This window comes from Micromonospora ureilytica, assembly GCF_015751765.1.
Lineage (GTDB): Bacteria > Actinomycetota > Actinomycetes > Mycobacteriales > Micromonosporaceae > Micromonospora > Micromonospora ureilytica.
On sequence record NZ_JADOTX010000001.1, the window covers coordinates 1,487,857 to 1,511,962 of the forward strand.

Annotated in this window: 22 protein-coding genes and 1 riboswitch; of the genes, 11 read left to right on the top strand and 11 right to left on the bottom strand. The window is 70.8% G+C overall.

Annotated features, from left to right (window positions below):
* Positions 1-31 precede the first annotated feature (31 nt).
* Positions 32-248: riboswitch (cobalamin riboswitch) on the bottom strand.
* A gap of 114 nt (positions 249-362) precedes the next feature.
* Together IW248_RS06510 and IW248_RS06515 are read left to right on the top strand one after the other, a co-directional pair.
* Positions 363-977 carry a superoxide dismutase gene (locus IW248_RS06510; RefSeq protein WP_196926125.1) on the top strand — a complete coding sequence of 205 codons (615 nt, stop codon included), beginning with the start codon at positions 363-365 and terminating at the stop codon, positions 975-977.
* Positions 978-983: 6 nt separating this feature from the next.
* Entirely contained in the window at positions 984-1,244 is a 261-nt protein-coding gene (locus IW248_RS06515; protein ID WP_196926126.1) for a superoxide dismutase, read from the top strand.
* A gap of 56 nt (positions 1,245-1,300) precedes the next feature.
* Here IW248_RS06515 and IW248_RS06520 read toward each other — a convergent pair whose 3' ends face one another.
* The 5 genes from IW248_RS06520 to IW248_RS06540 are packed head-to-tail and all read right to left on the bottom strand — an operon-like array spanning position 1,301 to position 6,446.
* A complete protein-coding gene (locus IW248_RS06520; protein ID WP_196926127.1) occupies positions 1,301-1,987 on the bottom strand; it encodes an ABC transporter ATP-binding protein in 687 nt (228 codons plus the stop codon).
* Positions 1,984-2,988: an ABC transporter ATP-binding protein gene (locus IW248_RS06525; protein ID WP_307787791.1), complete on the bottom strand. Its 1,005-nt coding sequence runs from the start codon at positions 2,986-2,988 to the stop codon at positions 1,984-1,986. The genes IW248_RS06520 and IW248_RS06525 overlap by 4 nt, the downstream gene beginning before the upstream one ends.
* Positions 2,985-3,875, bottom strand: a complete 891-nt coding sequence (locus tag IW248_RS06530; RefSeq protein WP_196926128.1) for an ABC transporter permease — start codon at positions 3,873-3,875, stop codon at positions 2,985-2,987. The genes IW248_RS06525 and IW248_RS06530 overlap by 4 nt, the downstream gene beginning before the upstream one ends.
* Positions 3,868-4,887, bottom strand: coding sequence for an ABC transporter permease (locus IW248_RS06535; RefSeq protein WP_307787793.1), 1,020 nt, complete (start codon positions 4,885-4,887; stop codon positions 3,868-3,870). Before IW248_RS06535 ends, IW248_RS06530 begins: the two co-directional genes overlap by 8 nt.
* Complete coding sequence (locus IW248_RS06540; protein ID WP_196930072.1) at positions 4,857-6,446, bottom strand: ABC transporter substrate-binding protein; 1,590 nt, start codon at positions 6,444-6,446, stop codon at positions 4,857-4,859. The genes IW248_RS06535 and IW248_RS06540 overlap by 31 nt, the downstream gene beginning before the upstream one ends.
* Positions 6,447-6,717: 271 nt before the next feature.
* On the opposite strand from IW248_RS06540, the gene IW248_RS06545 reads away from it, so the two are divergent.
* The gene (locus IW248_RS06545) at positions 6,718-8,289 is read left to right on the top strand and encodes a carboxypeptidase-like regulatory domain-containing protein (protein WP_196926129.1); all 1,572 of its coding nucleotides are present in this window, start codon (positions 6,718-6,720) and stop codon (positions 8,287-8,289) included.
* Positions 8,290-8,344: 55 nt separating this feature from the next.
* Complete coding sequence (locus tag IW248_RS06550) at positions 8,345-8,860, top strand: signal peptidase II (protein WP_196926130.1); 516 nt, start codon at positions 8,345-8,347, stop codon at positions 8,858-8,860.
* Here IW248_RS06550 and IW248_RS06555 read toward each other — a convergent pair.
* Genes IW248_RS06555 through IW248_RS06570 form a run of 4 tightly spaced genes read right to left on the bottom strand, consistent with a single transcriptional unit; the run spans position 8,849 to position 12,360 of the window.
* Positions 8,849-9,463 (bottom strand): LutC/YkgG family protein, encoded by a 615-nt coding sequence (locus IW248_RS06555; protein ID WP_307787795.1) that lies wholly within the window; start codon positions 9,461-9,463, stop codon positions 8,849-8,851. The two genes, IW248_RS06550 and IW248_RS06555, sit on opposite strands and share 12 nt — an antisense overlap.
* A complete protein-coding gene (locus IW248_RS06560; protein WP_196926132.1) occupies positions 9,460-10,905 on the bottom strand; it encodes a LutB/LldF family L-lactate oxidation iron-sulfur protein in 1,446 nt (481 codons plus the stop codon). The genes IW248_RS06555 and IW248_RS06560 overlap by 4 nt, the downstream gene beginning before the upstream one ends.
* On the bottom strand, positions 10,902-11,612 hold the full coding sequence (locus tag IW248_RS06565) for a (Fe-S)-binding protein (protein WP_196926133.1): 711 nt from the start codon (positions 11,610-11,612) through the stop codon (positions 10,902-10,904). Before IW248_RS06565 ends, IW248_RS06560 begins: the two co-directional genes overlap by 4 nt.
* 28 nt (positions 11,613-11,640) lie before the next feature.
* Positions 11,641-12,360: a GntR family transcriptional regulator gene (locus IW248_RS06570; RefSeq protein WP_196926134.1), complete on the bottom strand. Its 720-nt coding sequence runs from the start codon at positions 12,358-12,360 to the stop codon at positions 11,641-11,643.
* A 112-nt stretch (positions 12,361-12,472) separates the two neighbouring features.
* Here IW248_RS06570 and IW248_RS06575 point away from each other — a divergent pair, with 112 nt between their 5' ends.
* From IW248_RS06575 to IW248_RS32925, 6 genes are all read left to right on the top strand, one after another.
* Complete coding sequence (locus IW248_RS06575; protein WP_196926135.1) at positions 12,473-13,312, top strand: fumarylacetoacetate hydrolase family protein; 840 nt, start codon at positions 12,473-12,475, stop codon at positions 13,310-13,312.
* A 26-nt stretch (positions 13,313-13,338) separates the two neighbouring features.
* Complete coding sequence (locus tag IW248_RS06580; protein ID WP_307787796.1) at positions 13,339-14,100, top strand: SDR family NAD(P)-dependent oxidoreductase; 762 nt, start codon at positions 13,339-13,341, stop codon at positions 14,098-14,100.
* 12 nt (positions 14,101-14,112) lie between these two features.
* Entirely contained in the window at positions 14,113-15,024 is a 912-nt protein-coding gene (locus IW248_RS06585) for a hypothetical protein (protein WP_196926137.1), read from the top strand.
* 177 nt (positions 15,025-15,201) lie between these two features.
* The gene (locus tag IW248_RS06590; protein WP_307787797.1) at positions 15,202-16,533 is read left to right on the top strand and encodes a carbohydrate-binding domain-containing protein; all 1,332 of its coding nucleotides are present in this window, start codon (positions 15,202-15,204) and stop codon (positions 16,531-16,533) included.
* A gap of 259 nt (positions 16,534-16,792) precedes the next feature.
* Positions 16,793-17,794 (top strand): RNA polymerase subunit sigma-70, encoded by a 1,002-nt coding sequence (locus IW248_RS06595; RefSeq protein ID WP_372432756.1) that lies wholly within the window; start codon positions 16,793-16,795, stop codon positions 17,792-17,794.
* A gap of 5 nt (positions 17,795-17,799) precedes the next feature.
* Complete coding sequence (locus tag IW248_RS32925; protein WP_231396205.1) at positions 17,800-18,540, top strand: DUF6069 family protein; 741 nt, start codon at positions 17,800-17,802, stop codon at positions 18,538-18,540.
* 80 nt (positions 18,541-18,620) lie between these two features.
* Here IW248_RS32925 and IW248_RS06605 read toward each other — a convergent pair whose 3' ends face one another.
* Positions 18,621-21,875: a glycoside hydrolase family 97 N-terminal domain-containing protein gene (locus IW248_RS06605; protein ID WP_196926140.1), complete on the bottom strand. Its 3,255-nt coding sequence runs from the start codon at positions 21,873-21,875 to the stop codon at positions 18,621-18,623.
* Positions 21,876-22,257: 382 nt separating this feature from the next.
* Between IW248_RS06605 and IW248_RS06610 the strand changes: the two genes are divergently transcribed.
* Positions 22,258-23,232, top strand: coding sequence for a metallophosphoesterase (locus IW248_RS06610; protein ID WP_231396206.1), 975 nt, complete (start codon positions 22,258-22,260; stop codon positions 23,230-23,232).
* An 18-nt stretch (positions 23,233-23,250) separates the two neighbouring features.
* Here the strand turns inward: IW248_RS06610 and IW248_RS06615 are convergent, their stop codons facing one another.
* On the bottom strand, positions 23,251-24,024 hold the full coding sequence (locus tag IW248_RS06615) for a FadR/GntR family transcriptional regulator (protein WP_196926141.1): 774 nt from the start codon (positions 24,022-24,024) through the stop codon (positions 23,251-23,253).
* Positions 24,025-24,106: the final 82 nt, after the last annotated feature.

The following is a 24,106-nucleotide window of genomic DNA, read 5'->3' on the forward strand; positions in this document are numbered from 1 at the left end:
CCCTCCCGAGAGGCCGGTGGCGGCGTACGCGGACGCGTACGCGGTGCGGGCAGGTCTTCGGACTCGCGGGCACGATCGGCGTGCACCGATCTCCTACTGGCCGTCGCTTCCCAGACGCTCACGTGTCCAGTGCGTATGACGGCGGTCGTTCCCGCTCACCGCTGCGGGGCAGTCCCGGTCTTGCACCGGGTTCCCTCTTACGACGCCCCACCACGACGGTGGGGCGAACCAGCACTGCCGCCCATCGTACGGCGTCCGGTCCGACCTTTCGACTATCGATCGCGCCCCCTCCCGACATGCGGGCCCTTGTTGCAAGATAATGGCAACAGCCAAACTATGGCAGCAGTGAGAGGACGTACCTGATGGCCGTGTACAACCTGCCCGACCTGCCCTACGACTACGGGGCACTCGAGCCCGCCATGTCCGGGGAGATCTTGGAGCTGCACCACGACAAGCACCACGCCGCGTACGTCAAGGGCGCCAACGATGGGCTCGACCGGCTTGCCGAGGTTCGGGACAAGGGCGACTACGCGACGCTTGTCGGGTTGGAGAAGACGTTCGCGTTCAACCTGTCCGGGCATGTGCTGCACTCGATCTTCTGGAACAACCTGTCCCCGGACGGCGGTGACCGTCCCGACGGTGAGCTGGCGGCGGCGATCGACGAGCACTTCGGCTCCTTCGACGGCTTCGCCGGCCAGCTGTCCGCCGCGACGAAGGGCGTGCAGGGCTCCGGGTGGGGCGTGCTTGCCTGGGAGCCGCTGAGCCAACGGTTGATCGTGGAGCAGGTCTACGACCACCACGGCAACGTCGGGCAGGGCTCCACCCCGGTCCTGGTCTTCGACGCCTGGGAGCACGCCTACTACCTGCAGTACCGCAACGTGCGCCCGGACTACGTGGACCGGCTGTGGCACCTGGTCAACTGGACCGACGTCACCGCCCGTTTCGACGCCGCCCGCGCCGCGACCCCGAAGATCTGACCCGGCGTGAGCGGGTACACCCCCGAGGCCGCCGAGATCGTGCAACGCGCCGCCGGGGTCATCGCGGCCAAACACCGCGGTGACCTCGCTGGCGCCGAGGCGCTGATGTCGGCGTTCAGCTCTGAGCAGGCCCGTACCCTCGGCTTCTATCTCCTGGCCGACCTCGCGCTCGGCCTGGTCAAGGCGCAGAGCGGGCAGACGATGGACGACCTGGTCCGGGAGCTGTCCCTGCTCCTGGCCGACACCGCCCAGTCACCGCCCGCCTGACGGTCCGCTGGGTCCCACACATGGTGGGACCCAGCGGACGCCGCAGCGTCCACCGCTCATTTCGAGGAGACCGTCTCGTACGCCGGACGATCGAGGTCGACGATCCGGTCGCTCCAGCGGTCCAGCAGGGTCTGGTCGTGGGTGATGACCAGGACACCGGCGCGCTGCGTACGCTGGTAATCGCGAATGACGGCGGCGACGTGCGCCTGGGTCGAGGCGTCGAGCATCGCGGTGGCCTCGTCGCAGAGCAGGTAGTCGGGGCGGTGTACGAGGGCACGGGCGAGGCAGGCGCGTTGCAGCTGCCCGTCGGACACCGCGTGGGGACGCCGGCCGCGCAGATCCGCGGTGAGGCCGACGAGGTCGGCGAGTTCGGCCACCCGTTCCCGGACCACCGACTCGGGCGTCCGGGTGGCGCGCAGCGGTTCGGCGATCAGGTCGGTGAGGCTCAGTCGAGGGTCGGCGGCCGCGCGCGGGCTCTGGAACAGGGCGGCGACGCGGGTCCGTAGGGCGACCGGCACGGCGTACCGGACGGCGTCGACAGCGGTGCCGTCGATGCTGACCCGGCCCTGATCGGGTTGGTGCAGCAGGGCCAGGACCCGGGCCAGTGTCGACTTTCCACAGCCGGACGGCCCGCGCAGTCCGACAGTCTCTCCCCGGTCGATCCGCACTGTGACGTCGTCGAGGACGACCTGGCGGCCGTACCCGACTGTCACCCGGTCGGCGAGGAGGTGCGTGCTGCTCACGTGACGGCTCCGAAAACGATCGGGTGGTGGCAGGCCACCGTGCCGCTACCGGTGACCGGCGTCGGCTGTGGTCGGTCCGCGCAGGTGTCGGTGCGGCGTGGACAGCGGGGCGCGAACGCGCACCCGGGGGGCAGCGCGGTGAGCATCGGCGGGTCGCCCGGCACCGGCCGGAAGGCCCGGTCCGGCAGGGCGTCGAGCAGCGCCGAGGCGTACGGGTGGGTCGGCGCTGTGAAGAGTTCGTCGGTGTCCCGGTGTTCCACGATGCGGCTGGCGTACATCACGGCGACGGTGTCGGCGACCCGGCGTGCGGCGGCCAGGTCGTGCGTGATGAGCACGACGGAGGCGCCGTTGTCGCAGCGACGGCGCAGCAGGTCGAGGGTGTGGTCGACCAGCGGCCGGTCCAGCCCGGTGGTGGGCTCGTCGGCGATGAGCAGCGACGGGTCGGGTGCCAGCGCGAGCGCGGTGACCAGGCGCTGCGCCATGCCGCCGGACAGCTCGTGGGGGTAGCGGTCCAGGTCCGCCGGGTCGAGCCCGACGTCGACAGCGAGGTGGTCGGCGTCGGCGCGGTCACGGCCGTGCGCCCGCAGCGTCTCGGCGAGCAGTCGCCGTCCGGTGCGGACCGGGTTCAGGGCGGTGGCCGGGCTCTGCGGGACCAGCCCGACCCGACGCCCGCGTACCCGCCGGGCCAGGTGGCGCTGGCCGCAGGTGACCAGGTCGACCGGGTCGGCGCCGGGGTGGTGCAGCACGGCGTGGCCGGTGGTCGTGGCGTTGCCGGGCAGGAGGCCGAGCAGGGCGTGGGCCAGGACGGACTTGCCGCAGCCGGACTCGCCCACGATGGCCAACAGTTCGCCGGCCCGGACGGTGAGGCTGAGATCGCTGACCGCGCGCACGCGTGCGTCCCGGAGCCGGAACTCGACGCCGAGGCCGTCGACGGCGAGCAGCGGCCGGGTCATCACGGCGCGGGAAGGCGCCGAAGCGGGAACGGATTCGGTGGTGGTCACAGGTGCAGCTCCGCTCGGACCCGGGGATCGAGGCGGTCGCGCCAACGGGCGGCGAGGACCGCGATGGCGAGGGTGACCACGACGATGACCGCGCCCGGTGCCAGGCTGGCCCACCAGGCGCCGGTGAGCAGCGACCCCTGACCGTCATTGATCATGTTGCCCAGCGACGCGAGGTGCGGCGGCAGGCCGAGGCCGAGGAACGACAGGGCGGTCTCGTGCCACACCGCGTGCGGGATCATCAGGGTGGTGGCCAACGCCAGCCGGGGCAGGACGTGCGGCAGCAGGTGCCGGGTGAGGACCCGGAGCCGGCCGGCCCCGCCGCTGATGGCGGCGTCGATGAACGGTCGGGTCCGAAGGCTCAACAACTCGGATCGGACGATGCGGGCGGTGGAGAGCCAGTGGGTGAGCCCGACGGAGGCGATCACCGCACCGAGGCTGGGCCGCAGCATGGCGACGATGAAGATGCCCAGCAGCAGGTGCGGCATCGCGGCGATGGTGTCCACGATCCGCATCAGGATCCGGTCCACCCGGCCGCCGAGCGTGCCGGCGATTCCGCCGACCACGCCCCCGAGGACGGTGGCGACGAGCGCGGCGACCGCGCCGACGAGCAGCGACACCCGCAGTCCGTAGACGGCACGGTGCGCCACGTCGCGGCCCAGGTCGTCGGTGCCGGCGAGGTGGGTCCAGGACGGCGCCAACCGGGTCTGGTCCAGTGCGACAGCGCTCTGGTCGAGCGGCCAGACGAGCGGGGCGAGCAGCGAGCCGGCGACGGCCACGAGCAGGACCAGACCGGCCGCGACGGCGCCAGCCTGGCCGGGCCGCAGCCGCAGCCGCAGCCGCGACCGGGCCACTCGGAGCAGCGGCGGTCGGGCGGCGAGGTCAGCCATCGAGTCGTACCCTCGGGTCGGCGGCGGCATAGGCGAGGTCGGTCGCGAGGTTCGCGGCCAGCACCACAGCGGTGGTGACCAGCGTGATCGCCGCCAGCAGCGGGAAGTCGCTGCCCAGCGCGGCGGCGACAGTGACGGCGCCGAGGCCCGGCAGCGAGAAGACCGTCTCGACCAGCACCGCCCCGCCGACCAGCTCGGGCAGGTGGGTGCCGACCAGGGTGAGGAACGGCAGCAGCGCGGTCCGCAGCGCGTGCCCGAACAGCACCGTCCGACCGGGCAACCCGCGTGCCCGCGCCGCGAGCACGTGGTCGTCGCGCAGGCTCTCCGCGACAGCGTCCCGGACGAACAGCACGAACCACGGCGCCTGGGACACGGCCAGCACCCCGACCGGCAGGATCAGGTGGTGCGCCACATCGGCCCAGGAGGTGCTGGTCGCTGTGACGTCGGTGAGCCCGCCCGCCGGCAGCCACCCCAGGGCCAGCGCGAACACGGCGATCGCGGCCAGGCCCAACCAGAACACCGGCATCGACTCGACCGCGTACGCGGCCGTCCGCAACGCGCGGTCGAACAGCCCACCCCGGCGGTACGCGGCCAGCGCGCCCAGCAGCAGGCTCGCGACCAGGACCAGGGCGAGGGTCACGCCGATCAGGAGCAGCGTCCAGCCGGCCCGGGCGGCGAGCACCGCGGCGACCGGCTCGTGGCGGCTGGTCGACCAGCCCAGGTCGCCCTGGACCAGGTTGCCGATCCAGCGCAGGTACTGCACGGGCAGGGGGTCGTCGACGCCCCAGTTGGCGCGCAGCTGAGCCAGGTTCTCCTCGCTGGCGGTGAAGGCCGCCGCGCCCGCGTACTGCTTCGCGGGGTCGACCGGCGAGGCGGCGCCGAGGGCGAACATCCCGATGCTCGTCGCGGCGAGCACCGGCACGGCGACGAGGAGTCGACGCCGGACCACCGCGCCGGCCCCGGCCAGGCGACCGGAGCGGCTCACGACCGGGTCCAGGTGTCGATGTTCCACCAGATGCTGTTAGCCACCCCGTGCTCGTGCGCCTCGACCCGGGGGGCCACGCCCCGCACCGAGGACTTCAGCACGTAGGTGTGCCGCAGGTAGGTGAGGAACAGCCACGGTACGTCGGTGGCGAGCTGCTTCTGGAACTGCGCGTACGCGGCCTTGCGAAGGGCCGGGTCGATCTGGTCGCGACCCTCCTGGAGGGCACTGTCGGTCACCTCGGACCGGTACGAGCCGGGGTTGAAGTAGCCCTGCCCCGCGAACCGCGAGCCGAACAGCTTGTACGAGACGAAGTCCGGGTCGAACGGCGTTCCGTAGCCCATCAGCAGGGCGTCGGACTTCATTCGCGGGTCGATGGCGTCCCAGGTGAGCCCCGCCGGGGTCACCTCGATGCCGATCTTCTTCGCGTCGGCGGTGACGGCGAGGGCCAGGTCCTTGCGCAGCGTGTCGCTCGCCGGGTACATCAGCGTGAACCGGGCCGGTCGGCCGTCCTTGACGCGCACCCCGCCGGGACCCGGGGTCCAGCCGGCAGCGTCGAGCAGCGCTCCCGCCGCCGTCGGGTCGGCGGTGGGCTTGCCGACGATCGACGGATCGGCGAACTCGGAGGTCGGCGGGATCGGGCCGAACGCCGGTTCGCCGGCGCCACCGAGGAGCCCGGACACCATCGCGGCCCGGTCGACACCCAGGTTGAGTGCCCGCCGGACCGCCGGGTCGGCGAGGACCGGGTTGCCCGTCGGCAGCATCACGCCGCGGTAGTCGGCGGTCGGCACCCGCTGCACCCGGTACGTGGCGTCGGCGTCGAAGCCGGAGGCCAGCTTCGGCGGCAACTCGGCGGCGTCGAACTCGCCGGCCCGCATCCGCTGGGCGCGGACGTTGTCGTCGGCGACGAACGCGACCACCACCCGGTTGTTCTTCGGCCGGCCGCCGAAGTAGCTCTCGTTGGCCGTGAGCACCAGGCGGTCGCCCGGCGTCCAGGACTCGACCCGGTACGGCCCGGTCCCGATCGGCTTGCGATTGAACCCGGCGGTGTTGATGTCCTGCCCGCTGAGCAGCTTGGCCGGCACGATGCCGAGGGTGAGTCGCTGCAGGAACGGCGCGTACGGGTAGCGCAGCCGGAACACGACGGTGGCGGCGTCGGGCGCGGTCACCGATTCCACCATGTCCAGGTCGGAGCGGAGCGTCGAGTCGACAGTGGGATCCAGGACGGCCTGGTACGTGAAGACCACGTCCTGGGCGGTCAGCGCGGTGCCGTCGTGGAACTGCACGCCGTCGCGGAGCTTCGCGGTCACGGTGCGCCCATCGCGTGACAGCTCCGGCAACGCCGTGGCCAGACCGGCGACGAGGCGGTTGTCGTCGTCCCGGGTGACGAGGCCGTCGAAGATCAGCGAGGCGCCGTCGACGCCGTAGTTGAGCACTGGGTTCAACGCGTCCGGCTCGTCGGAGGTGGCGACGACGAGCGTCGCGCTGCCGGATGTGCCGTCGGGCGTGGCCGGGGCCGAGCATCCGGCGAGGACGAGCATCCCCGCCGCCGCGGTCGACGCCACGAGGCGTCGGAAGGTCGGACGCATCCGGGTCACAGAGGGCTCCTGTGGTGTGGGGAGGAATCAATGGTTGGGTGGGCGCGGCGCCGCAACCGTTGATCAACACGGTCGCACAGTTGCAAGTCTTTGGCAATTACCAGAGCCATGCATTATGGCGTTTCCGCGCCTCACGCAGATGCCTCGAAAACCGACACTGTCCGTGTTCGTCACCTGACATGCAGTGGTGAGAGCCGTGGTTAGGCTGCCGTGATGTGCGCGAAGCGAGCCGGGCTTCGCCGATTCCGGAGGTGCCAGCACGATGGACAGTCGAGTAGCACGTCCCACCAGATATACCGGAACTCTCCTGCTGGCGGCGCTGACCGCGCTGTTGCTGCTCGGGGTCGACGCGGTGCTGGGTCCGGTCGCGCCGGTCCGGGCCGGTGGCGCCGCCGCGACCGTCAGCGGCACCCTGACCGAACGTTCCGGCCGACCGGCCGGCCAGGTCAGGGTCACCCTCGCGCCGGACTCCGGCGCCCAGCAGCCGACCTACTCGACCACCACCGACCGGGCCGGCCGGTGGCGGGTGTCCGGGGTGTCGGCTGGGCGCTACCGGATCACCAACCAGCTGCCCGGCGTGTTCCGGCCCCGCTACTACCCGAGCCGGCTCGGATTCCCCTGGGGAGCTGTCACCGTCCCGGCCCGTGGCCGGCTCGTCGTCAACGACGTGCTACCTCCGGCCGGCCGGATCCGGTTCGTCGCGGCCGACGCGGCCACCGGCGCCGAGGTGCGGGACTTCTGTGTGCAGGACCCGCTGGAGCTCGGCTTCACCTGCACCAAACCCGCCGGAGCCTTCCCGAACGGGTACCTCGACCTGGAGGTGCCGCCCGGCCACTACCGGTTCACCGGCACCGCGAACGACGGCGTACACGAGGGCGGGATGGTCGAGGCGACCGCGGTCGCCGGGCGGGTGACCCACGCGACGCTGCCGGTCCAGCCGCCCGGCAACGAACTGCGCGTGACGCTGCGGGACCGGGCGACCGGCGCGCCGGTGCCCAACACGGGAATCATCGCCATCTCGGTGGACAAGCGGTTCCCCGACATCTATGACGCCAACGAGATCTCCGACGAGAACGGGGTGGTGCGGTTCCGGAGCCTCTACCCGGACCGGTACAACATCTGGGCCGGCGGCTCGGCCAACGGGCACGGCGCGCAGTGGGTCGGCCCGAAGGGTGGCACCGGCGACCGGGCCAAGGCACTGGTGGTCGAGCCAGGGCCCGGGATCACCACACTGCCCGACATCCTGCTGGACCGGGCGGGGTCGATCACCGGGTCGATCACCGACGCGGTCACCGGCCAGCCGGTGTCGGTGACCGTCGCGCTGACGACCTACGACCCGTTCTGGTACGAGACCACCTGGAAGGTTTCCGGCAACGGCTCGTACACCTTCAACGGGCTCGGCCCGTACGAGTGGTCGCTGGCGTTCATCCCACCGGGCAACGGCGGCGCCAACAGCGTCTACGCCACCCAGTGGTCCGGTGGGGCGCCGAACAGCGTCAAATCGACCCGGGTCAAGGTCGTCGCCGGCGGCACTACCGTGGCGAACGAGCGGATGCGCGCCGGCACCGCCGTCTCCGGCCAAGCCAACGGCCTTCCGGTGTACGGCTACAGCTACCCCGTCTACGTCTACAACGCCGACACCGGCGACATCGTCGCGGTCGACGAGAACGTCGAGGACGGCCGGTACGACGCCCGACTCCTGCCTGGCCAGCGGGTCCGCTTCTGCCTGCACGCCGACCGCTGCTACCCGGACTACGTAAGGCAGGTCGACGCGTCCGCCATCCGGGTGGGCACCTCGCCGTTCACCGTCGACTTTCCCGGCCGGCGGGGCTGAGCCGGGCCGGGCGCCGGCGCCGCCCGCGCACCAAACCGTGAGCTAGGGTTCCGGGATGTTCCGCGCCGTCGTGTTGATCGCTGCTGTGGTGCTCGCCGCGGATCAGCTCACCAAGTACTGGGCCGAGTCCGCGCTCTCCGACGGGCAGACCATCACGATTCTCGGTGACCTGCTGCAACTGCGGCTCCTGTACAACCCGGGTGCCGCCTTCTCGATCGGTTCCGCGTACACCTGGATCTTCGCGGTGTTCGCGGCGGCGGCGGTGGTCGCGGTGACTGTCGTGGCGTGGCGGGTCACGTCGCGCGCCTGGGCGGTGGCGTTGGGCCTGGTGCTCGGCGGGGCGGCGACGCACCTGCTGGACCGCCTCTTCCGGGAGCCGGGGTTCGCTCGCGGGCACGTGGTGGACTTCATCGACTACGCCGGGTTCTTCGTCGGCAACGTCGCCGACATCGCCCTGGTGGTCGGCGTGGGCATCGTCATGCTGCTCAACGTGCGCGGCGTTCCGCTGCGCGCGACGGCCGGGCCGGGCGAGACCCGCAGCGACGAGCAGGTGTCGTCGTCAGGCGCCTGAGCTGCCCGGCGGGCTGATCAGGACGACCTCCAGCCGGCGCGGGCCGTGCACTCCCTCGACACGGTTGAGCTCGATGTCGCTTGTCGCGGACGGACCGGAGATCCAGGTCAGCGGGGCGCGCGGGTCCAGTCGGGTGAACGCCTCCGGCAGCAGACCGACGACCTGGTCGGTGCGGACGACGCAGATGTGCCGGTCGGGCACCAGGGTGAGCGCGCGCCGCCCCTGCGCCGGGCCGGCGTCGAGGATGATCGTCCCCGTGTCGGCGACAGCGACGGCGCAGCCGGTCAGGACCGCGTCCAGGTCGTCGAGGGCGGCCGGTGACAGCGGGGGAGCGTCGCGGTGCAGCTGCCCGGCGTAGCCGGCCAGCCAGTCGGCGGGGACGTCGGTGGGGACGGCGAGCCGATCGACCTCGCCGAGCAGCCGGGGTAGGGCGCCGATGCCGTGGTGGACGACCGCCCGGTAGTCCTCCAGGCGGTCGACGAGGGCTGCGATCAGGTCGGGTCGGTCGTCGACCCGGCGGTACCCGCGGGGCACCTGCACCGGCGGCGGGCTGTCGGCCAGGGCCGTCCGGAGCCGCGCCAGGATCTCGTCACGTGCGCTCACTGCTTTCCCCACCATTCCCGGAAGGTCTGCGGCGCGGGCAGCGGCAGGTCTCGCGACCGGGTCCACGCCGAGGCGGGCCAGGGCAGTCGCCGCAGCGTCCGGGCGCCGGTGCGCCGCTCACGGTACGCCCCGAGCGGCCCCGCGCCGGCCCGGGCCAGCCGCAGGGCGACGGCCCAGCGTCGAGGGCTGCGCATCACCCAGGACAGGACGCGCATGGTGGCCCGTTCGGCCGGCGGGTGCGGTGCCTGCTGGCGGAGGTGGACCAGGATCTCCGGAATGTTGATCTTCACGGGGCACACGTCGTAGCAGGCGCCGCAGAGGGTCGACGCGTACGGCAGCGAGGCGTTGTCGGCCACGCCGGTCAGCTGCGGCGACAGGATCGCGCCGATTGGCCCCGGGTACACCGAGCCGTACGCGTGCCCGCCGGCCCGCTCGTACACCGGGCAGACGTTGAGGCACGCGGAGCAGCGGATGCAGGACAGCGCGGGCCGCCCGACCGGGTCGGCGAGCACGGCGGACCGGCCATTGTCGACAAGCACGACGTGCACGTCCTGCGGGCCGTCGCCGGGGGTGACGCCGGTCCACATCGAGGTGTACGGGTTCATCCGCTCGCCGGTCGATGATCGCGGCAGCAGTTGCAGGAAGACCTCCAGGTCGGTGAAGGTCGGCAGCAGCTTCTCGACGCCGACGACGCTGATCAGCGTCTCGGGGAGGGTGAGGCACATGCGCCCGTTGCCCTCGGACTCCACCACCACGAGGGTGCCGGTGTCGGCGACGGCGAAGTTGGCGCCAGAGACGGCGACCCGGGCGGAGAGGAAACGGCGTCGCAGGTGGACGCGGGCGGCCTCGGCCAGCGCGGCCGGTTCGTCGCTCAGGTCGGCCGGCGCGTCGGACATGCGACGCTGGAAGATCTCCCGGATCTGGGCCCGGTTGTAGTGGATCGCCGGCACCAGGATGTGCGAGGGGGTGTCCTCGCCGAGCTGCACGATCAGCTCCGCGAGGTCGGTCTCGTACGCGGCGATCCCGGCGGCCTCCAGCGCCTCGTTGAGTTCGATCTCCTGGGTCGCCATCGACTTGACCTTCACGACCTCGTCGGCACCGGCGGCCCGGGTCAACGCGACAACGATCCGGCACGCCTCGGCCGCGTCGCGGGCCCAGTGCACTGTGGCGCCGGCAGCGGTGGCGGACGCCTCGAACTGCTCCAGCAACTCCGGCAACCGACGTTGGACGTCCGCCTTGATCGCCGAGCCGGCGTCCCGCAGGGCCTCCCAGTCGGGTACCTCGTCGACCACCCGCGCTCGCTTGGCGCGGATGGTGCGGGTGGCCCGGTGCAGGTTGGCTCGGAGTTGCGTGTCGGCGACGGCCGGCTTGGCTGCGGTGGGGAAGGGTAGCGGCGTGCGGATCCGCCCGCTCCCGGTGGCGGGTGCGACCGGATGGCTCATGAGGTGGCTCCCGTCTCGGCGAGAATCTCGGCGTAGTGCACGGCCCGGACACCAGAGCGGTGGCGGTCGAGGCCGCCGCCGATGTGCGCCAGGCAGGAGTTGTCGGCAGCGGCGAGCACCCGTGCGCCGGTGTCGCGGACCCGGGCGCACTTGTCGGTGAGCATCGCCGTGGAGACGTCCGGGTTCTTCAGGGCGAACGTGCCGCCGAAACCACAGCACTCCTCGGCGTCGCCCAGCTCGACCAGCTTGATCCCGCGCACCTGGCGCAGCAGGGTCAGCGGCCGGTCGCCGAGGCGCAACATGCGCAGGCCGTGGCAGGTCGGGTGGTAGGTGACCGTCTCCGGGAACTCGGCGCCGACGTCGGTGACGCCGAGAACGTCGACGAGCAACTCGGACAGCTCGTACGTGCGGGCGGCCACCGAGGTGGCGGGCGGGTGCAGACGCGGGTACTGGTCGCGGATCATCGCGGTGCACGACCCGGACGGCACGACGATGGCGTCGTAGGAGTCGAAGACGTCGACGTAGTTGCGCACCATCGGCATGGCCTCGGCCCGGTAACCCGTGTTGGCGTGCATCTGCCCGCAACAGGTCTGGTCGGCGGGGAAGTCGACGGTGTGGCCGAGTCGCCGCAGGATGCGGGTGACCGCGATGCCGGTGGCCGGGAACGCGAGGTCGTTGACGCAGGTGATGAAGAGGGCGATCCGCACGGCGGCTCCTCGGATGTGTGGGGGTGGGTCACGCCGAGTCGCGCGGTGTTCCGGGGGTGGGTGGCTGGTCGAAGGCGGGCAGGTGGCGCTCCCGGGCGGCGCTGAGGTGGGCGCGCATCGCCTCGGTGGCGGCCGCCGCGTCGCCGGCGACGATGGCGGCGGCGATGCGCTGGTGCTCGGTGTTGGTGTCCGGTGCGCCGGCGACCGGAAAGTACAGCCGGTGCAGGTGCAGGTGTGAGTGCAGCCGCGTGATGGTGTCCCGCAGCAGTGGGCTGCCGGACACCTCGGCGATGAGATCGTGGAATTTCGCGTCCAGCGCGGTGAAGGCGGCGTGCCGGCGATATCCGTCGCCGGCCTCCACGTCGATGCTCGCCGCCGCCTCGGCGCTGATCCGGTGGCGTGCTTCGGCGGAGGCGTGCGTGGCGGCCCGTCCCGCGGTGGCGCCCTCCAACAGTTGGCGGACGTCGAACAGGTCGTCGAACTCGGCGCGGCTCAGCAGCGGCGTGGTGGTGTAGCCGGAGAGCGGGCGTTTACGGACCAGGCCGTCGGCCTCCAGCCGGGCGAGGGCCTCGCGGACCGGGGTGGGGGAGACGTCCAGCTCCCGGGCGAGCGCGTCGATGTTGACCCGCTCGTCGGGGGGAAGGATGTGGTCCATGACCAGCGTCTTTATCGACTCGTAGACGTCCTCGGTGAGGGTGAGCCGACGGGCGGGACGGAGTCGGCCCTCGCGAGGTTCCTGCTGGGCCATCTCGCCTCCTCGGCCACCCCTTGACTGTGCCGGTGTGAGCGAGTACACACTAGCAAGGCAACATCCTATAGGAAATAGGGGCTTTGCGTCCTATGCACTGGAGGTCGGGTTCGTGAGATTCATGCGCGTCGGGCCGGTGGGGCGGGAACGCCCCGTGCTGTACGTCGACGGTCGGCACTTCGACCTCTCGTCACTCACCGCCGACATCGACGGCGAGTTCCTCGCCGGCGACGGCGTCCGGCGGGCCCGCGAAGCCACCGACCTGCCCGAGATCGACGTCACCGGTCAGCGGGTCGGCGCACCGATCGCCCGGCCCGGGGTGGTGCTCTGCGTCGGGCAGAACTACGCGGCGCACGCCGCCGAGTCGGGTGCCACGCCGCCCACCGACCCGATCATCTTCTACAAGGCGCCCAACACCGTCGTCGGCCCGTACGACGAGGTCCTGATCCCGCGCGGATCGACGAAGACCGACTGGGAGGTCGAGTTGGCGGTGGTGATCGGCCGACGGGCCCGCTACCTCGCCTCGCCGGCCGACGCTCTCGGGCACATCGCCGGGTACGTGCTGTCCAACGACGTCTCCGAACGGGACTTCCAACTCGCCGTCTCCGGCGGCCAGTGGTCGAAGGGCAAGTCCTGCGAGACGTTCCAACCGCTCGGCCCGTGGCTGGTCACCGCCGACGAGATCGGCGACCCGCAGGCGCTGCGGCTGCGCTCCTGGGTCAACGGCGAGCCCCGCCAGGACTCCAGCACCAAAGACATGATCTTCGACGTGGCGTACCTTGTCTGGCACCTGTCCCAGTTCACCGTCCTGGACCCGGGCGACGTCATCAACACCGGCACCCCGCAGGGAGTGGCGCTCTCCGGCCGATTCCCGTACCTCACCGCGGGCGACGTGATGGAGATCGAGATCGACGGCCTCGGCCGGCAGCGCAACCCGCTCCGGGACGCCTGATGCGGTGTGACGGTCTCGTGGCGGTGGTGACCGGAGGCGGATCGGGGATCGGTCTCGCCTGCGTGCGGGCGTTCACCGCTGCCGGCGCCCGAGTGGGTGTCCTGGATCTGGAGCTGGCCGGTCTGCCGGAGCATCCCGGCGTACTCGGCGTCCGGGCGGACGTGGCCGACAGGTCCTCCCTCAGCGCGGCCGTCGCCTCGGTCGCGGAGGCGTTCGGCGGCATCGACATCCTGGTGAACAACGCAGGTATCTCGGCCGTGGGCACTGTGGAGGAGGACGACGACGAGCGGTGGAGCAGGGTGCTCGACGTCAACGTCTCCGGTGTGGCCCGAACCAGCGCCGTCGCCCTGCCGTACCTGCGCCGGTCGTCGTCCGCGGCGATCGTCAACATCTCCTCGATCGCGGCGACCGTCGGCCTGCCCCGACGCGCCCTGTACTCGGCGTCGAAGGGCGCCGTGCACGCCCTCACCCTCGCCATGGCCGCCGACCTGGTGACGGAGGGCGTCCGGGTCAACTGTGTCGCCCCCGGCACCGTCGACACGCCCTGGGTGACCCGCCTGCTCGCCGGCGCGGCCGACCCGACGGCGGAGAAGCGGCAGTTGGCGTCCCGGCAGCCGACCGGCCGCCTGGTGACCGCCGACGAGGTGGCCGCCGCCGTCGTCTACCTCGCGTCGCCCGCGACCAGGTCGGTGACCGGTTCGTCGCTGCCGGTGGACGGCGGCATGTCCGGCCTGCGCCTACCCGCCCGGGTCCCGCCCGCGGCCGATCCTGGCGAACCGGGCGCGTGACATGATTGCGCCATGGGGAAACAGCAGGACGTCGGCGCGGCCGACAGTCACAGCGAGTCCGGCACCACCGCCCACCGTCCGATCGGTGGCGGCGATGACGCTCGGCTCGCCCTCGCACAGGACCCCACAACGCCACAAATGACCCTTATCGACCTGGCCTCCGACCCCTCGGCCCTGGTCCGCAAGGCGGTCGCCGCTCGGGCCGACGCTCCCGCGCAGGCCCTGCGCCCCCTGACCCGCGACCACGATCGTCAGGTCCGTGAGGCCGTGGCAAGGAACCCCTCCACCTCGGTCGCCAACCTGATGCGCCTGGTCAAGGACGCCGACCGGTGGGTCCGCTGGGCGGTCGCCGGCAACCCGGCCTGCGACGAGTCGATCCGCCAGGTCATGTCGGAGACCTCGGACAAGGAACTTCGTGGTCTCCTCGCGGAGAGTCGGGAGCTGGAGCCGGAGCTGGCCGCCAGGCTGATCGACGACGTCTCACCCGAGGTGCGGGAACGACTCGCCACCCACACCCACGACCCCGACGTGATCACCGCCCTGCTGGCCGATCGCACCGCTCGCGTACGCAAGGGGGTTGCCCGCAACCCGCGGACCACCGACGAGCAGCGCAGCGCACTCGCCGCGGACCCGGTGGTCGACGTCCGTGCCGCGCTCGTGCGGGCCGTCGAGCTGAGCGAGGCGGACCTGACCCGACTGGTCGACGACCGCGCGGTGCAGGTTCGAATGGCGATGGCGACGTCCGAGTTCGTTCCGTCGCACATCCGGCAGGCGCTCGCCCGCGATGCCGACGAGATGGTGGCCAGCGCGGCTCGGGACTACCGCCCCGGCGCCGGCAACGCCTCCGCCGTGCGGGCGCCCCGCATCGCGCACCGGCCCTCCGCCGCCGGCGCGAATCGATCGGGTGGCGGCACCAACCGGTAGGACCGCGCCGCGTCCCGGGCCGTGCAGAACGGAACGTACAGCTCGGGTACTCAGGCTGGCCTCGAAGCATTCACATGCGTCGTCCCGATCCTCTCTACGCTGCGAATGCCCAGCTTGTGGGCAGATGTCGGCAAGGGAGGATCAGCAGTGCGCATCAGGAGATCCAGGTCCAGGTTCGTGGCGACGGCCGCGGCGCTGATGGTCGCCGTGGCTGGCGGAACACTCACCGGGGGTACGGCGAGCGCTGCCGAGCCCTCCCAGTTCACAGTCGTGGACGGGGCGATCCGTACGGCGACCGGCACCCCAGTGCCGTCCTCCGGCACACACGCCTCGCTCTGGGGCAACTCCAGCTACGCCACCACCAGCATCAGCGGCTCCGGGCGTGTGCTGATCGGAGCCATCGGGGACAACTGCCAGGGCTGGCCGACCGTCCGGGTGACGGTCGACGGTGTCGCCGTCGGCCAGACCACCATCGTCAGCGCGACCAGCTACGGCACGTACCCGGTCGGCGCGGCGGTCGGCGGCGGGCAGCACACCGTGCGAATCCAGCTCATCAACGACTTCCGGGCCGCCCCCTGCGACCGCAACGTCCACATCGCGTACGCGCGGATGGAAACCGCGAGCGCCACCGACACGAAGTTCAGCTTCGCCGTCCTGCCGGATACCCAGCAGGAGGTGCTCAACGGCTCGGACACCCGGTTCCGCAACCGCACCAACTGGCTGGTGCAGAACCGTTCCGCGCTGGACCTGCGCTACGTGACGCACTCGGGTGACGTGGTCAACTGGGACACCCCCGACCACTCCCAGTACGTCATCGCCCGCGACGCGATGAGTCCGATCGAGACCGCTGGCCTCCCGTACTCGCTGGCGATCGGCAACCATGACACCCAGGCGACCGGCGAGGGTGGTTCCGCCCGGGACCCCGCCCGCACCCGCGAACTCGTCCGCGACACCACCGTCTTCAACCGGTACTTCACCGCCGGCCAGTACGGCGCGGTGAAGGGCCAGTTCGAGACCGGCAAGGTGGACAACTCGTACTCCACCTTCGAGGCCGGCGGGGTCCAGTGGATGGTGCTCACACTGGAACTCTGGCCCCGGGTCGCGGCCGTGAACTGGGCCAGGAGCGTCGTCGCCGCCAACCCCCGGCACAACGTCATCGTCGTCACCCACGACTACATCGACGGCAGCGGCAACATCGAGCAGAGCGCCTCGTACGGCGCGACCAGCCCGCAGTACCTCTTCGACAACCTGATCAAGCAGTACGCCAACATCCGGTTCGTCTTCTCCGGTCACACGGGCATCGCCGCCAACCGGGTCGACACCGGAGTCAACGGAAACAAGATCTACACGTTCCTCCAGACGTTCCACTCCAACACCACCAACCCGGTACGCCTGGTCGAGGTCGACACCGCCGCCAACTCGCTGCGGACCTGGATCTACGCCCCGTACAACAACCAGTCGTTCACCGAGTACGACAGGTCCTTCACAGGGCTCGGGGTGGTCCGCTGACGCTGAGGTGGCGCTCCGCCGAGCGGCGGATGCGCCCGCGAGCGTGATGACTCACGGGCATCATGACGCCCGTGAGTCATCACGCTGGTCGGGGCGTCCGCCCCACGACGACGACCGTGCGGGTTGGTGAGGCCAGCTACCGTCGGTGGCTGCGGATCAGCTCGGCCGCCACTCACTATCTCGATCAGACCCGGGTGATGAGTCGTCGCGTCCGCGCCCGTCATACCTACGACAGGACATGACGAGGCGGAAGGATGACGTGATGAGTGCGGACACGCGGCTGGAGGAGCTGGGCGTGAGCGGTCTGGGCGAGGTCGACGAGCCGGCGTTCTCGGGGTTGGCGCAGCGGCACCGACGGGAGCTGCACGTGCACTGCTACCGGATGCTCGGGTCGTTCGAGGACGCCGAGGACACCGTGCAGGAGACGTTCCTGCGGGCCTGGCGGCGGCGGGAGACGTTCGAGGGGCGGTCGACGTTCCGGGCCTGGCTGTACCGGATCGCCACCAACGCCTGCCTGGACCTGCTCGCCAAGCGCCGCCCGGAGCCGGCGACCGGCGGCGAGGTGCTGTGGTTGCAGCCCTACCCGGACCGGCTGCTCGACGAACTGCCCGCTGGCGACGCGGACGAGCCGGAGACCCTGGCCGTCGCGCGGGAGACGATCGAGCTGGCGTACCTGGTCGCGGTACAGCACCTCGCGCCACGCCCTCGGGCCGTGCTGATCCTGCGGGACGTGCTCGGCTGGCCGGCGAAGGACGTCGCGGAGCTGCTCGGAGACTCGGTCAACTCGGTCAACAGCGCGCTGCAGCGGGCTCGTGCCGGCATGCGGGAGCACCTGCCCGCCGAGCGGCAGGACTGGACCGGCGGTGAAGAGGACGCCGGGACGCGCGAGCTGGTACGCCGCTTCACCGACGCCAGCGTGGCCACGGACGTCGACGCGCTCGCTGGCATGCTGCGCGACGACGTCCGTTACTCGATGCCGCCCACGCCGGGCCTGTACGTCGGCCGCGACGCGGTGGTGAACAACTGGGTCGAGGATGGATTCGACGGCATGACGGGCCTGCGCGCGGTCCCCACCTCGGTGAACCGCCAGCCCGCCGTCGCCTTCTACCACTGGCGGAAGCAGGAGAGCGCGTACCTGCCGCTGACGATCGACGTTCTGCGCATCACCGGCGGCGCGATCACCGAGGTCTTCATCTTCCACGACGACCAGTTCCCGCGGCTCGGGCTGCCGGAGCGCCTGCCGGCGGACGGCACGGAGTAGTCCCGATGTGGACGCTCACGCTGCGCGGTGGCGCGCGTGCCACGGTGGTCACTGCGGAGTGGTACGACGCCTTCGGTGTGGTCACCAGTGGCCGGGTGCAGCTGGAGTTGCGCGACGGCGAGCCCGGGCCGGTCCTCGGACGCGATGCCGGGTTCTGGCTGCGCGGCACCGGCGTCCGCGCGCTGCGCAACCCCGGCCGTCGCACCGCGAGGGTGCGTGTCGTCACGCCCCGGGCCGTCACACGCCAGTCAACACATCCGGTACGCCAGCCTCGAGATGAGGGAGACGACATGAACAGCACGAAGGACACCGAGATCGTCACCGGCCCGGCATCGGGCCGACCCGGCCACACCCACCGATTCCGTGGGCTCGCCGGCACCGGCTTGATCGCCACGCTCGCGGCGATGGTGACCACCACCCTCGCCGCCGCGCTGGCCCGGGCCGTTGGTGTCGACTTCGAGATCCCCGCTGGTGGCGAGACGATTCCGTTGTCGGGGTTCGCCGTGGTGACCGGCTTCTTCTCGGTCGTGGGCGTCGTCATCGCCGTGGCTCTGCTCCGGTGGAGCGCTCGGCCGGCCGCCCGGTTCGTGTGGACCGCGGTGGTGCTGACCGCGCTCTCGCTGGTTCCGCCCCTCATCTCCGGGGCGAACGCGGCCACCAGCACCGCCCTCGTCGGGCTGCACCTCGTCGCCGCGGCGGTGATGATCCCCGTCCTGGCACGGAGCCTGCGTACGAGGACCGACTGACGGCAGGTCGGGCTGGCGGCGACGCCGACGGAAACGGCAGGAGGGCCGGCCCGATGGGCCGGCCCTCCTGCGGAAACTCACTACCGCGTGACGACCCCCAGGTCTGGTTCGAGGGTGATGGCGTCGACGTTGACGTTGCCGTTGTCGGTGGGGCCGAACACGAGGTCGACCGAGTCGCCCCGGGCGATCGGGAGCTTGACGGTCTGCTCCGACCAGGTCGGCCAGGTCGCAAGGGTCGGCATCTGGACCTGCACCGACGCCGATCCGCTGGTCAGGGTCATCGTCTGGGTGGCGCCCATGGCGTTGCCGTAGCGCAGCCGCACCAGGTAGTCGCCGTCGCCGGAGACCGGGGCGGTGAACCGTACGCCGCTGTTCTGGGTCTTGAGGCAGGCCACGAAGCCGCTGCCGGTGTATCCGGCGTGGTTGGTTCGCAGGCAGGCCTCACCGAGCAGTTGCGCGGCCTCCGCCTGGAGGGTGCTCGGCCCGGCGGTGAGCGCGGCCGTGGAGGCGAGTAGCGTCGCCGCCACCGCCGGGGTGATCTGTCCCGCCGGAGCGGCGGTCACGAGGGCGCCGAACCGGTCGAGAGCGTCCCGCATCGAGGCGGTGTCGTTCGCCGACGCGGACCGGGTCGCGGTGGCGATCTCGCCCAGCAGCCGCCTGGACAGCGCGGGGTCGATGCTTCGCAGGTCCGCGGCCAGTCGCACGTTCCTGGCGATGGAGAGCATCCCGCGCGGAGGCCCGAGTCGAACGCTGAGCAGGTCGTCGATCGCGGTGCGCGCCGTCACTGTCACCTCCGTCAGCGGCTGACGATAGAGATCCAGGCGCAGGTTCTGCAGCGCGCGCAGTCGCCCGGTCACGTCGCCGCTGCGCAGCTCGGCCTCGGCCTGGGTCGCCCGCTGCTGCAACGTGTTGAGCGCCGCCGGGGACACCTCGTCGGACCTGTGCAGCTGCTGGAGGAGTCGCTGCTTCGAGCGGGTCTGCGGCACCCGGACCTGCTTGCCGTGCTCGCCGGTCGGTGCGCCGACGGCAACCTTGAAGTCCTGGTCGGGAACCTGGGTCGCCGGCAGAGTCAGCTCGACGGTGGTGCTCGCACCTCCGGCGACGCGAACGGTCCGGGTCTCGCCGACGGCACGACCGTCGACGAACAGCTGAGCGGGGAGGGCCGCCACGGTACTTCCGGTGTTGGTGAGCGGCGCGGTCACGGTCATCCGTTGGGTGGTCTCGTCCAACGTCGCCTCAGCGCCACCGACCTTCGCACGCGGAGCGGCGTACCAGTCGAGGTCGCGCAGGTCCTCGTCGGAGGCGGGTCGGATCCGGACCGCCTGGCCACCGCCGGCGACCAGCGACATGCTGAGATCCGTCGATGGTCGCACGAGGACCTTGCGGATCTCGACGGGCAGCGGGTTGCCGCGCCAGGTCGTCTCGGCGGCGTCGGCGTAGATCTCCGCCACGTACGAGCCGCGGGACAGGAACGACAGCGGCATCGTGAGGGTCCGGTCGTTCTCGTCGGTGATGGCACCGACGTACCAGGTGTCGCCGTGCCGGCGGGCCGTCGTGGTGTAGTCGCCAATGACGCTGTCGAGCACCCGGCTCTCGTCCCAGGTGGTGGGCAGATCCTTCAGGTACGCGAAGCCGGGGTGCGCGGCGTAGTTCTCCGGGGTGTCCGCGAGCATCTGCAGCGGGCTGTAGAAGATCGTGGAGAGTGCCAGCTGGGCGGTGGAGGTGGTCTGGACGCGGGTGCCGAGCTTGGCCGGGTCCCAGGTCACGTTCAGCACGCCGGGGGTGTAGTCGGCCGGGCCGCCCATGAATCGGGTGAACGGCAGGATGGTGGCCTGCGCCGGTGGGTTGCCGTTCGCGCCCTTGTAGTTCTGCTGCTCCATGCCGGCGACGCCTTCGCCGCTCATCATGTTGGGGTAGGTGCGGGCCAGCCCGGTCGGCTTGATCGACTCGTGGGCGTTGATCGTGATGTGGTGCCGGGCCGCGGCGTCGATCACCCGCTGGTAGTGGCGGACCGCCTCCTGGTCGAAGTGGCTGCGGTTGACCCCGCCCAGCAGGAACTTGGTGGCGTAACCGGTCTTGATCGCGTGGATGCCGAGCGCCTCGTACCGGGAGAAGATCTCCTCAAGGTGCTGGTCGTAGTAGTCCACATCGCCGCGGGTTTCGTTGTGCGCGATGTACTCGACGCCGTTCTGCTTGGCGTAGTCGAGCACGGCGGGCAGGTCGAAGTCGGGCTGCGGGGTGAGGAAGTCCTGGTTCGCCCAGTTGCCACCGGCGTTCGTGTTCCAGCCCTCGGCCAGTACGAACTTGGCGCCGGCCTGCTTGGCCAGGTCGATGTACTGCTTGAGGCGAGCCGTGGTGGCGCCGTGGGTCGGCCCGTACGTCCAGGTGGTCTGCCGGCGCTGCAGCTCCCACCACACGCCGACGTAGCTGGCCGGCTTGATCCACGTCGTGTCGTCGGCGCAGATCGCGCACGGGTCGTTGAGGTTTTCGATGAGGTGGGACTCGGCCAGGTCGCCGGGTCGTTCGCCGATGGTCAGGGTGCGCCACGGGGTGGAGAAGTCTCCGCGCAGTTTCGCCTTCGTGCCGTCCGGCAGGCTGATCAGGTCGCTGGAGAACCGTCCCGGCTGACCCGGCACCGCCTTCAGCGTCATGCTCGGGTAGTCGGTGAGATCGGCCTCGTGCACCACCAGGTACGTCTTCCCGGACGCCACGGTGATGGGGGTCTGCGCCGTCGGCACCGTCGACAGGGGCTGGTCGTGGTAGTGCTGCTCGTCGGCGTTCCAGTCCTTGCCGGCGGCGATGGACCAGCTTCGCGCCGCCGGGTCCAGAGTGAACTCGGTGCGCTCGGCGGTCACCGTGTAGTCGTCAACCCCTGGCTGGGCCGGGATGTGGTAGCGGATGCCGACGCCGTCGTCGAAGACCCGCACGACGACGTCCAGGCGGAAGCCCGTGCCCGCCTGCACGGCGTGGACCGTGAGTTCACGAGCGTGGTTGCGGACGGTGCTGGCCGTGCCCCAGAGCGGCTTCCACGTCTCGTCGATGGTGCGGCGTTGCACGGAGACGACGCTCATCGCCTCGGTGAGGCTGGGGCGTCCGGCGAGGTCGAGGCCGAGACCGGAGGCGCCGACGACCGTCTTCCCACGGTTGGTCACGCTGTACGCGAGCCGTCCACCGTCATCGCTGACGGCGACGCCCAACGTCCCGTCGGGAGAGCGGACGGTCTGCCCGCCGTCCAGCGCGGCGACCACCGGCTCGGCGGCGCGCGCAGGTGCCCCGAGCAGCCCGGATGAGATCGCGAGCGCCGCTGTCACCAGCAGGCCCAATCTCCGTGTCAACCCTCGACCAGCTTTGTGCACGTCTGTCCCCATCCTTGCCCGCGGCCGTGATCCGGCCGCAACACCTGGGGACCCTAGATCCGAATGATCATGCTCCGGTCATCGGGTGGTCGTTGCACCCGCTAGCCGGATGGTGAAGAGCGTGCCTCGGCCCGGCTCGCTCTCCACCGCGACCGGGGATATTCGTCAGGTACGCACACCGATCTCGGAGGTGCTGTCACCGCCTCTCCGGAAGTGTGACTCGGGTACACAGGATTGCTGCGAGGTATTCACCTGTGTCGTGCCCATTCCTCCTAGGCTACGAATGCCCAGCTTCTGGGCATACATCGTCAAGGGAGGATCAGCGGTGCGAATCAGGAGATCAGGGTCCACGATCGTTGCCATGGCCGTGGCGACCGTGGTCGTCATCGCGGGGGGAGCGTTCGCCGGCAGTACGGCGAGCGCCGCCGCGGCACGGATGGAGACCGCGGGCACCACCGACACGAAGTTCAGCTTCGCCGTCCTGCCGGACACCCAGCAGGAGGTGCTCAACAGCTCGGACACCCGGTTCCGCAACCGCACGAGCTGGTTGGTGCAGAACCGGTCGGCGCTGGACCTGCGCTTCGTGACCTCCTCCGGTGACGTGGTCAACTGGGACACCCCGGACCACGCGCAGTACGTCATCGCCCGTAACGCGATGCGGCCGATAGAGAACGCCGCCATCCCGTACGCGCTGGCTCTCGGCAACCACGACACCCAGGCGGCCGGCGTCGGCGGCGGCGCCCGAGACCCCGCCCGCACCCGCGAACTCATCCGCGACACCAGCGTGTTCAACCAGTACTTCACCGTCAGCCGGTACCGCGCGGTCAGGGGGCAGTTCGAGGCCGGCAAGGTCGACAATTCGTACTCGACCTTCACGGCCGGCGGCGTGCAGTGGATGGTGCTGACCCTGGAACTCTGGCCCCGGGTCGCGGCCGTGAACTGGGCCAGGAGCGTCGTCGCCGCCAACCCCCGGCACAACGTCATCGTGGTCACCCACCATTACATCGACGGCAACGGCGTCATCGAGCAGAGTGCCGGGTACGGTGCGACGAGCCCGCAGTACCTCTTCGACAACCTGGTCAAGCGGTACGCCAACATCCGGTTCGTCTTCTCCGGTCACACGGGCATCGCCGCCAACCGGGTCGACACCGGGGTCAACGGAAACAAGATCTACACGTTCCTCCAGACGTTCCACTCCAACACCACCAACCCGGTACGCCTGGTCGAGGTCGACACCGTCGCCAACTCTCTGCGGACCTGGATCTACGCCCCGTACAACAACCGGTCGTTCACCCAGTACGACAGGTCGTTCACGGGCATCGGCGTGGTCCGCTGACGCGATCGAGGCGCCCGGTCAGCGAGTGGTCGCCCCGCGGTCGGGCTCACTGGTCTGCTCCCACAGTGACTTCATCTCGTCGAAGGCCTGTTCCATCAGCTGCACCATGGCCTGCCGGGCACGATCACCGTCGCGCCGCTGGATCGCCTGGGCGACATCGGCGTGCATCTGGAGGGCCTGCTCATGGGGGTGGTGCGGCATGAGGTGGTGCTTGTGCCGGCCGGTGAGCACCTCCGCGACCAACTCCTGCAGCCGGACGAACATCTCGTTGCCGGAGGCGAGCAGGACGCGCCGGTGAAACTCGATGTCGAGGTGCAGGAAGCGCTCCTCGTCGCCGGCCTCGCCGGCGGCCCACATCTTCGCCGCCAGCCCGACGAGGTCGCTCGCCTCGTCACGGCCGATCCGGCTGGCGGCCAGGAAGGCCGCGTGCGGCTCGACGGCGGTGCGTAGCTCGGTGATCGAGCGGAGCTGGGCCATCCGGCCGGCCGAGGCGAGACGCCAGCGGATCACCTGCGGGTCGAAGACGTTCCACGCGCTCGCCGGTCGGATCATCACTCCCACCCGTCGGCGCGCCTCGATGAATCCCATCGAGGCCAGCACCCGCAACACCTCGCGGACGACCGAGCGGGACACGGCGTACCTGTCGACCAGCTCGTCGATGTTGAGGACCGATCCGGGTGCCAGCGCTCCGCCGCAGATGGCGGTGCCGAGGTGTTCGAGGACGCGCGCGTGCAGCCCGGACTCGGCGGGGAGGGCCGGAACGGCTGCAACCTCTGTTGAGGACGGTTCCACCCAAAGATCATATCATTTGTATGTACCTCTTGAAGTAGTCGGCTTTATCGGCCTAGCATCCCGATGTTAAGCGGATGTAACG

Bases quoted from the DNA above. Each gene is read 5' to 3' on its own strand.
- IW248_RS06510 (WP_196926125.1), top strand. From the start codon at position 363: ATGGCCGTGTACAACCTGCCCGACCTGCCCTACGACTACGGGGCACTC.
- IW248_RS06530 (WP_196926128.1), bottom strand. From the start codon at position 3,875: ATGGCTGACCTCGCCGCCCGACCGCCGCTGCTCCGAGTGGCCCGGTCG.
- IW248_RS06540 (WP_196930072.1), bottom strand. From the start codon at position 6,446: ATGCGTCCGACCTTCCGACGCCTCGTGGCGTCGACCGCGGCGGCGGGG.
- IW248_RS06545 (WP_196926129.1), top strand. From the start codon at position 6,718: ATGGACAGTCGAGTAGCACGTCCCACCAGATATACCGGAACTCTCCTG.
- IW248_RS06550 (WP_196926130.1), top strand. From the start codon at position 8,345: ATGTTCCGCGCCGTCGTGTTGATCGCTGCTGTGGTGCTCGCCGCGGAT.
- IW248_RS06560 (WP_196926132.1), bottom strand. From the start codon at position 10,905: ATGAGCCATCCGGTCGCACCCGCCACCGGGAGCGGGCGGATCCGCACG.
- IW248_RS06570 (WP_196926134.1), bottom strand. From the start codon at position 12,360: ATGGCCCAGCAGGAACCTCGCGAGGGCCGACTCCGTCCCGCCCGTCGG.
- IW248_RS06585 (WP_196926137.1), top strand. From the start codon at position 14,113: ATGGGGAAACAGCAGGACGTCGGCGCGGCCGACAGTCACAGCGAGTCC.
- IW248_RS32925 (WP_231396205.1), top strand. From the start codon at position 17,800: ATGTGGACGCTCACGCTGCGCGGTGGCGCGCGTGCCACGGTGGTCACT.
- IW248_RS06610 (WP_231396206.1), top strand. From the start codon at position 22,258: ATGGCCGTGGCGACCGTGGTCGTCATCGCGGGGGGAGCGTTCGCCGGC.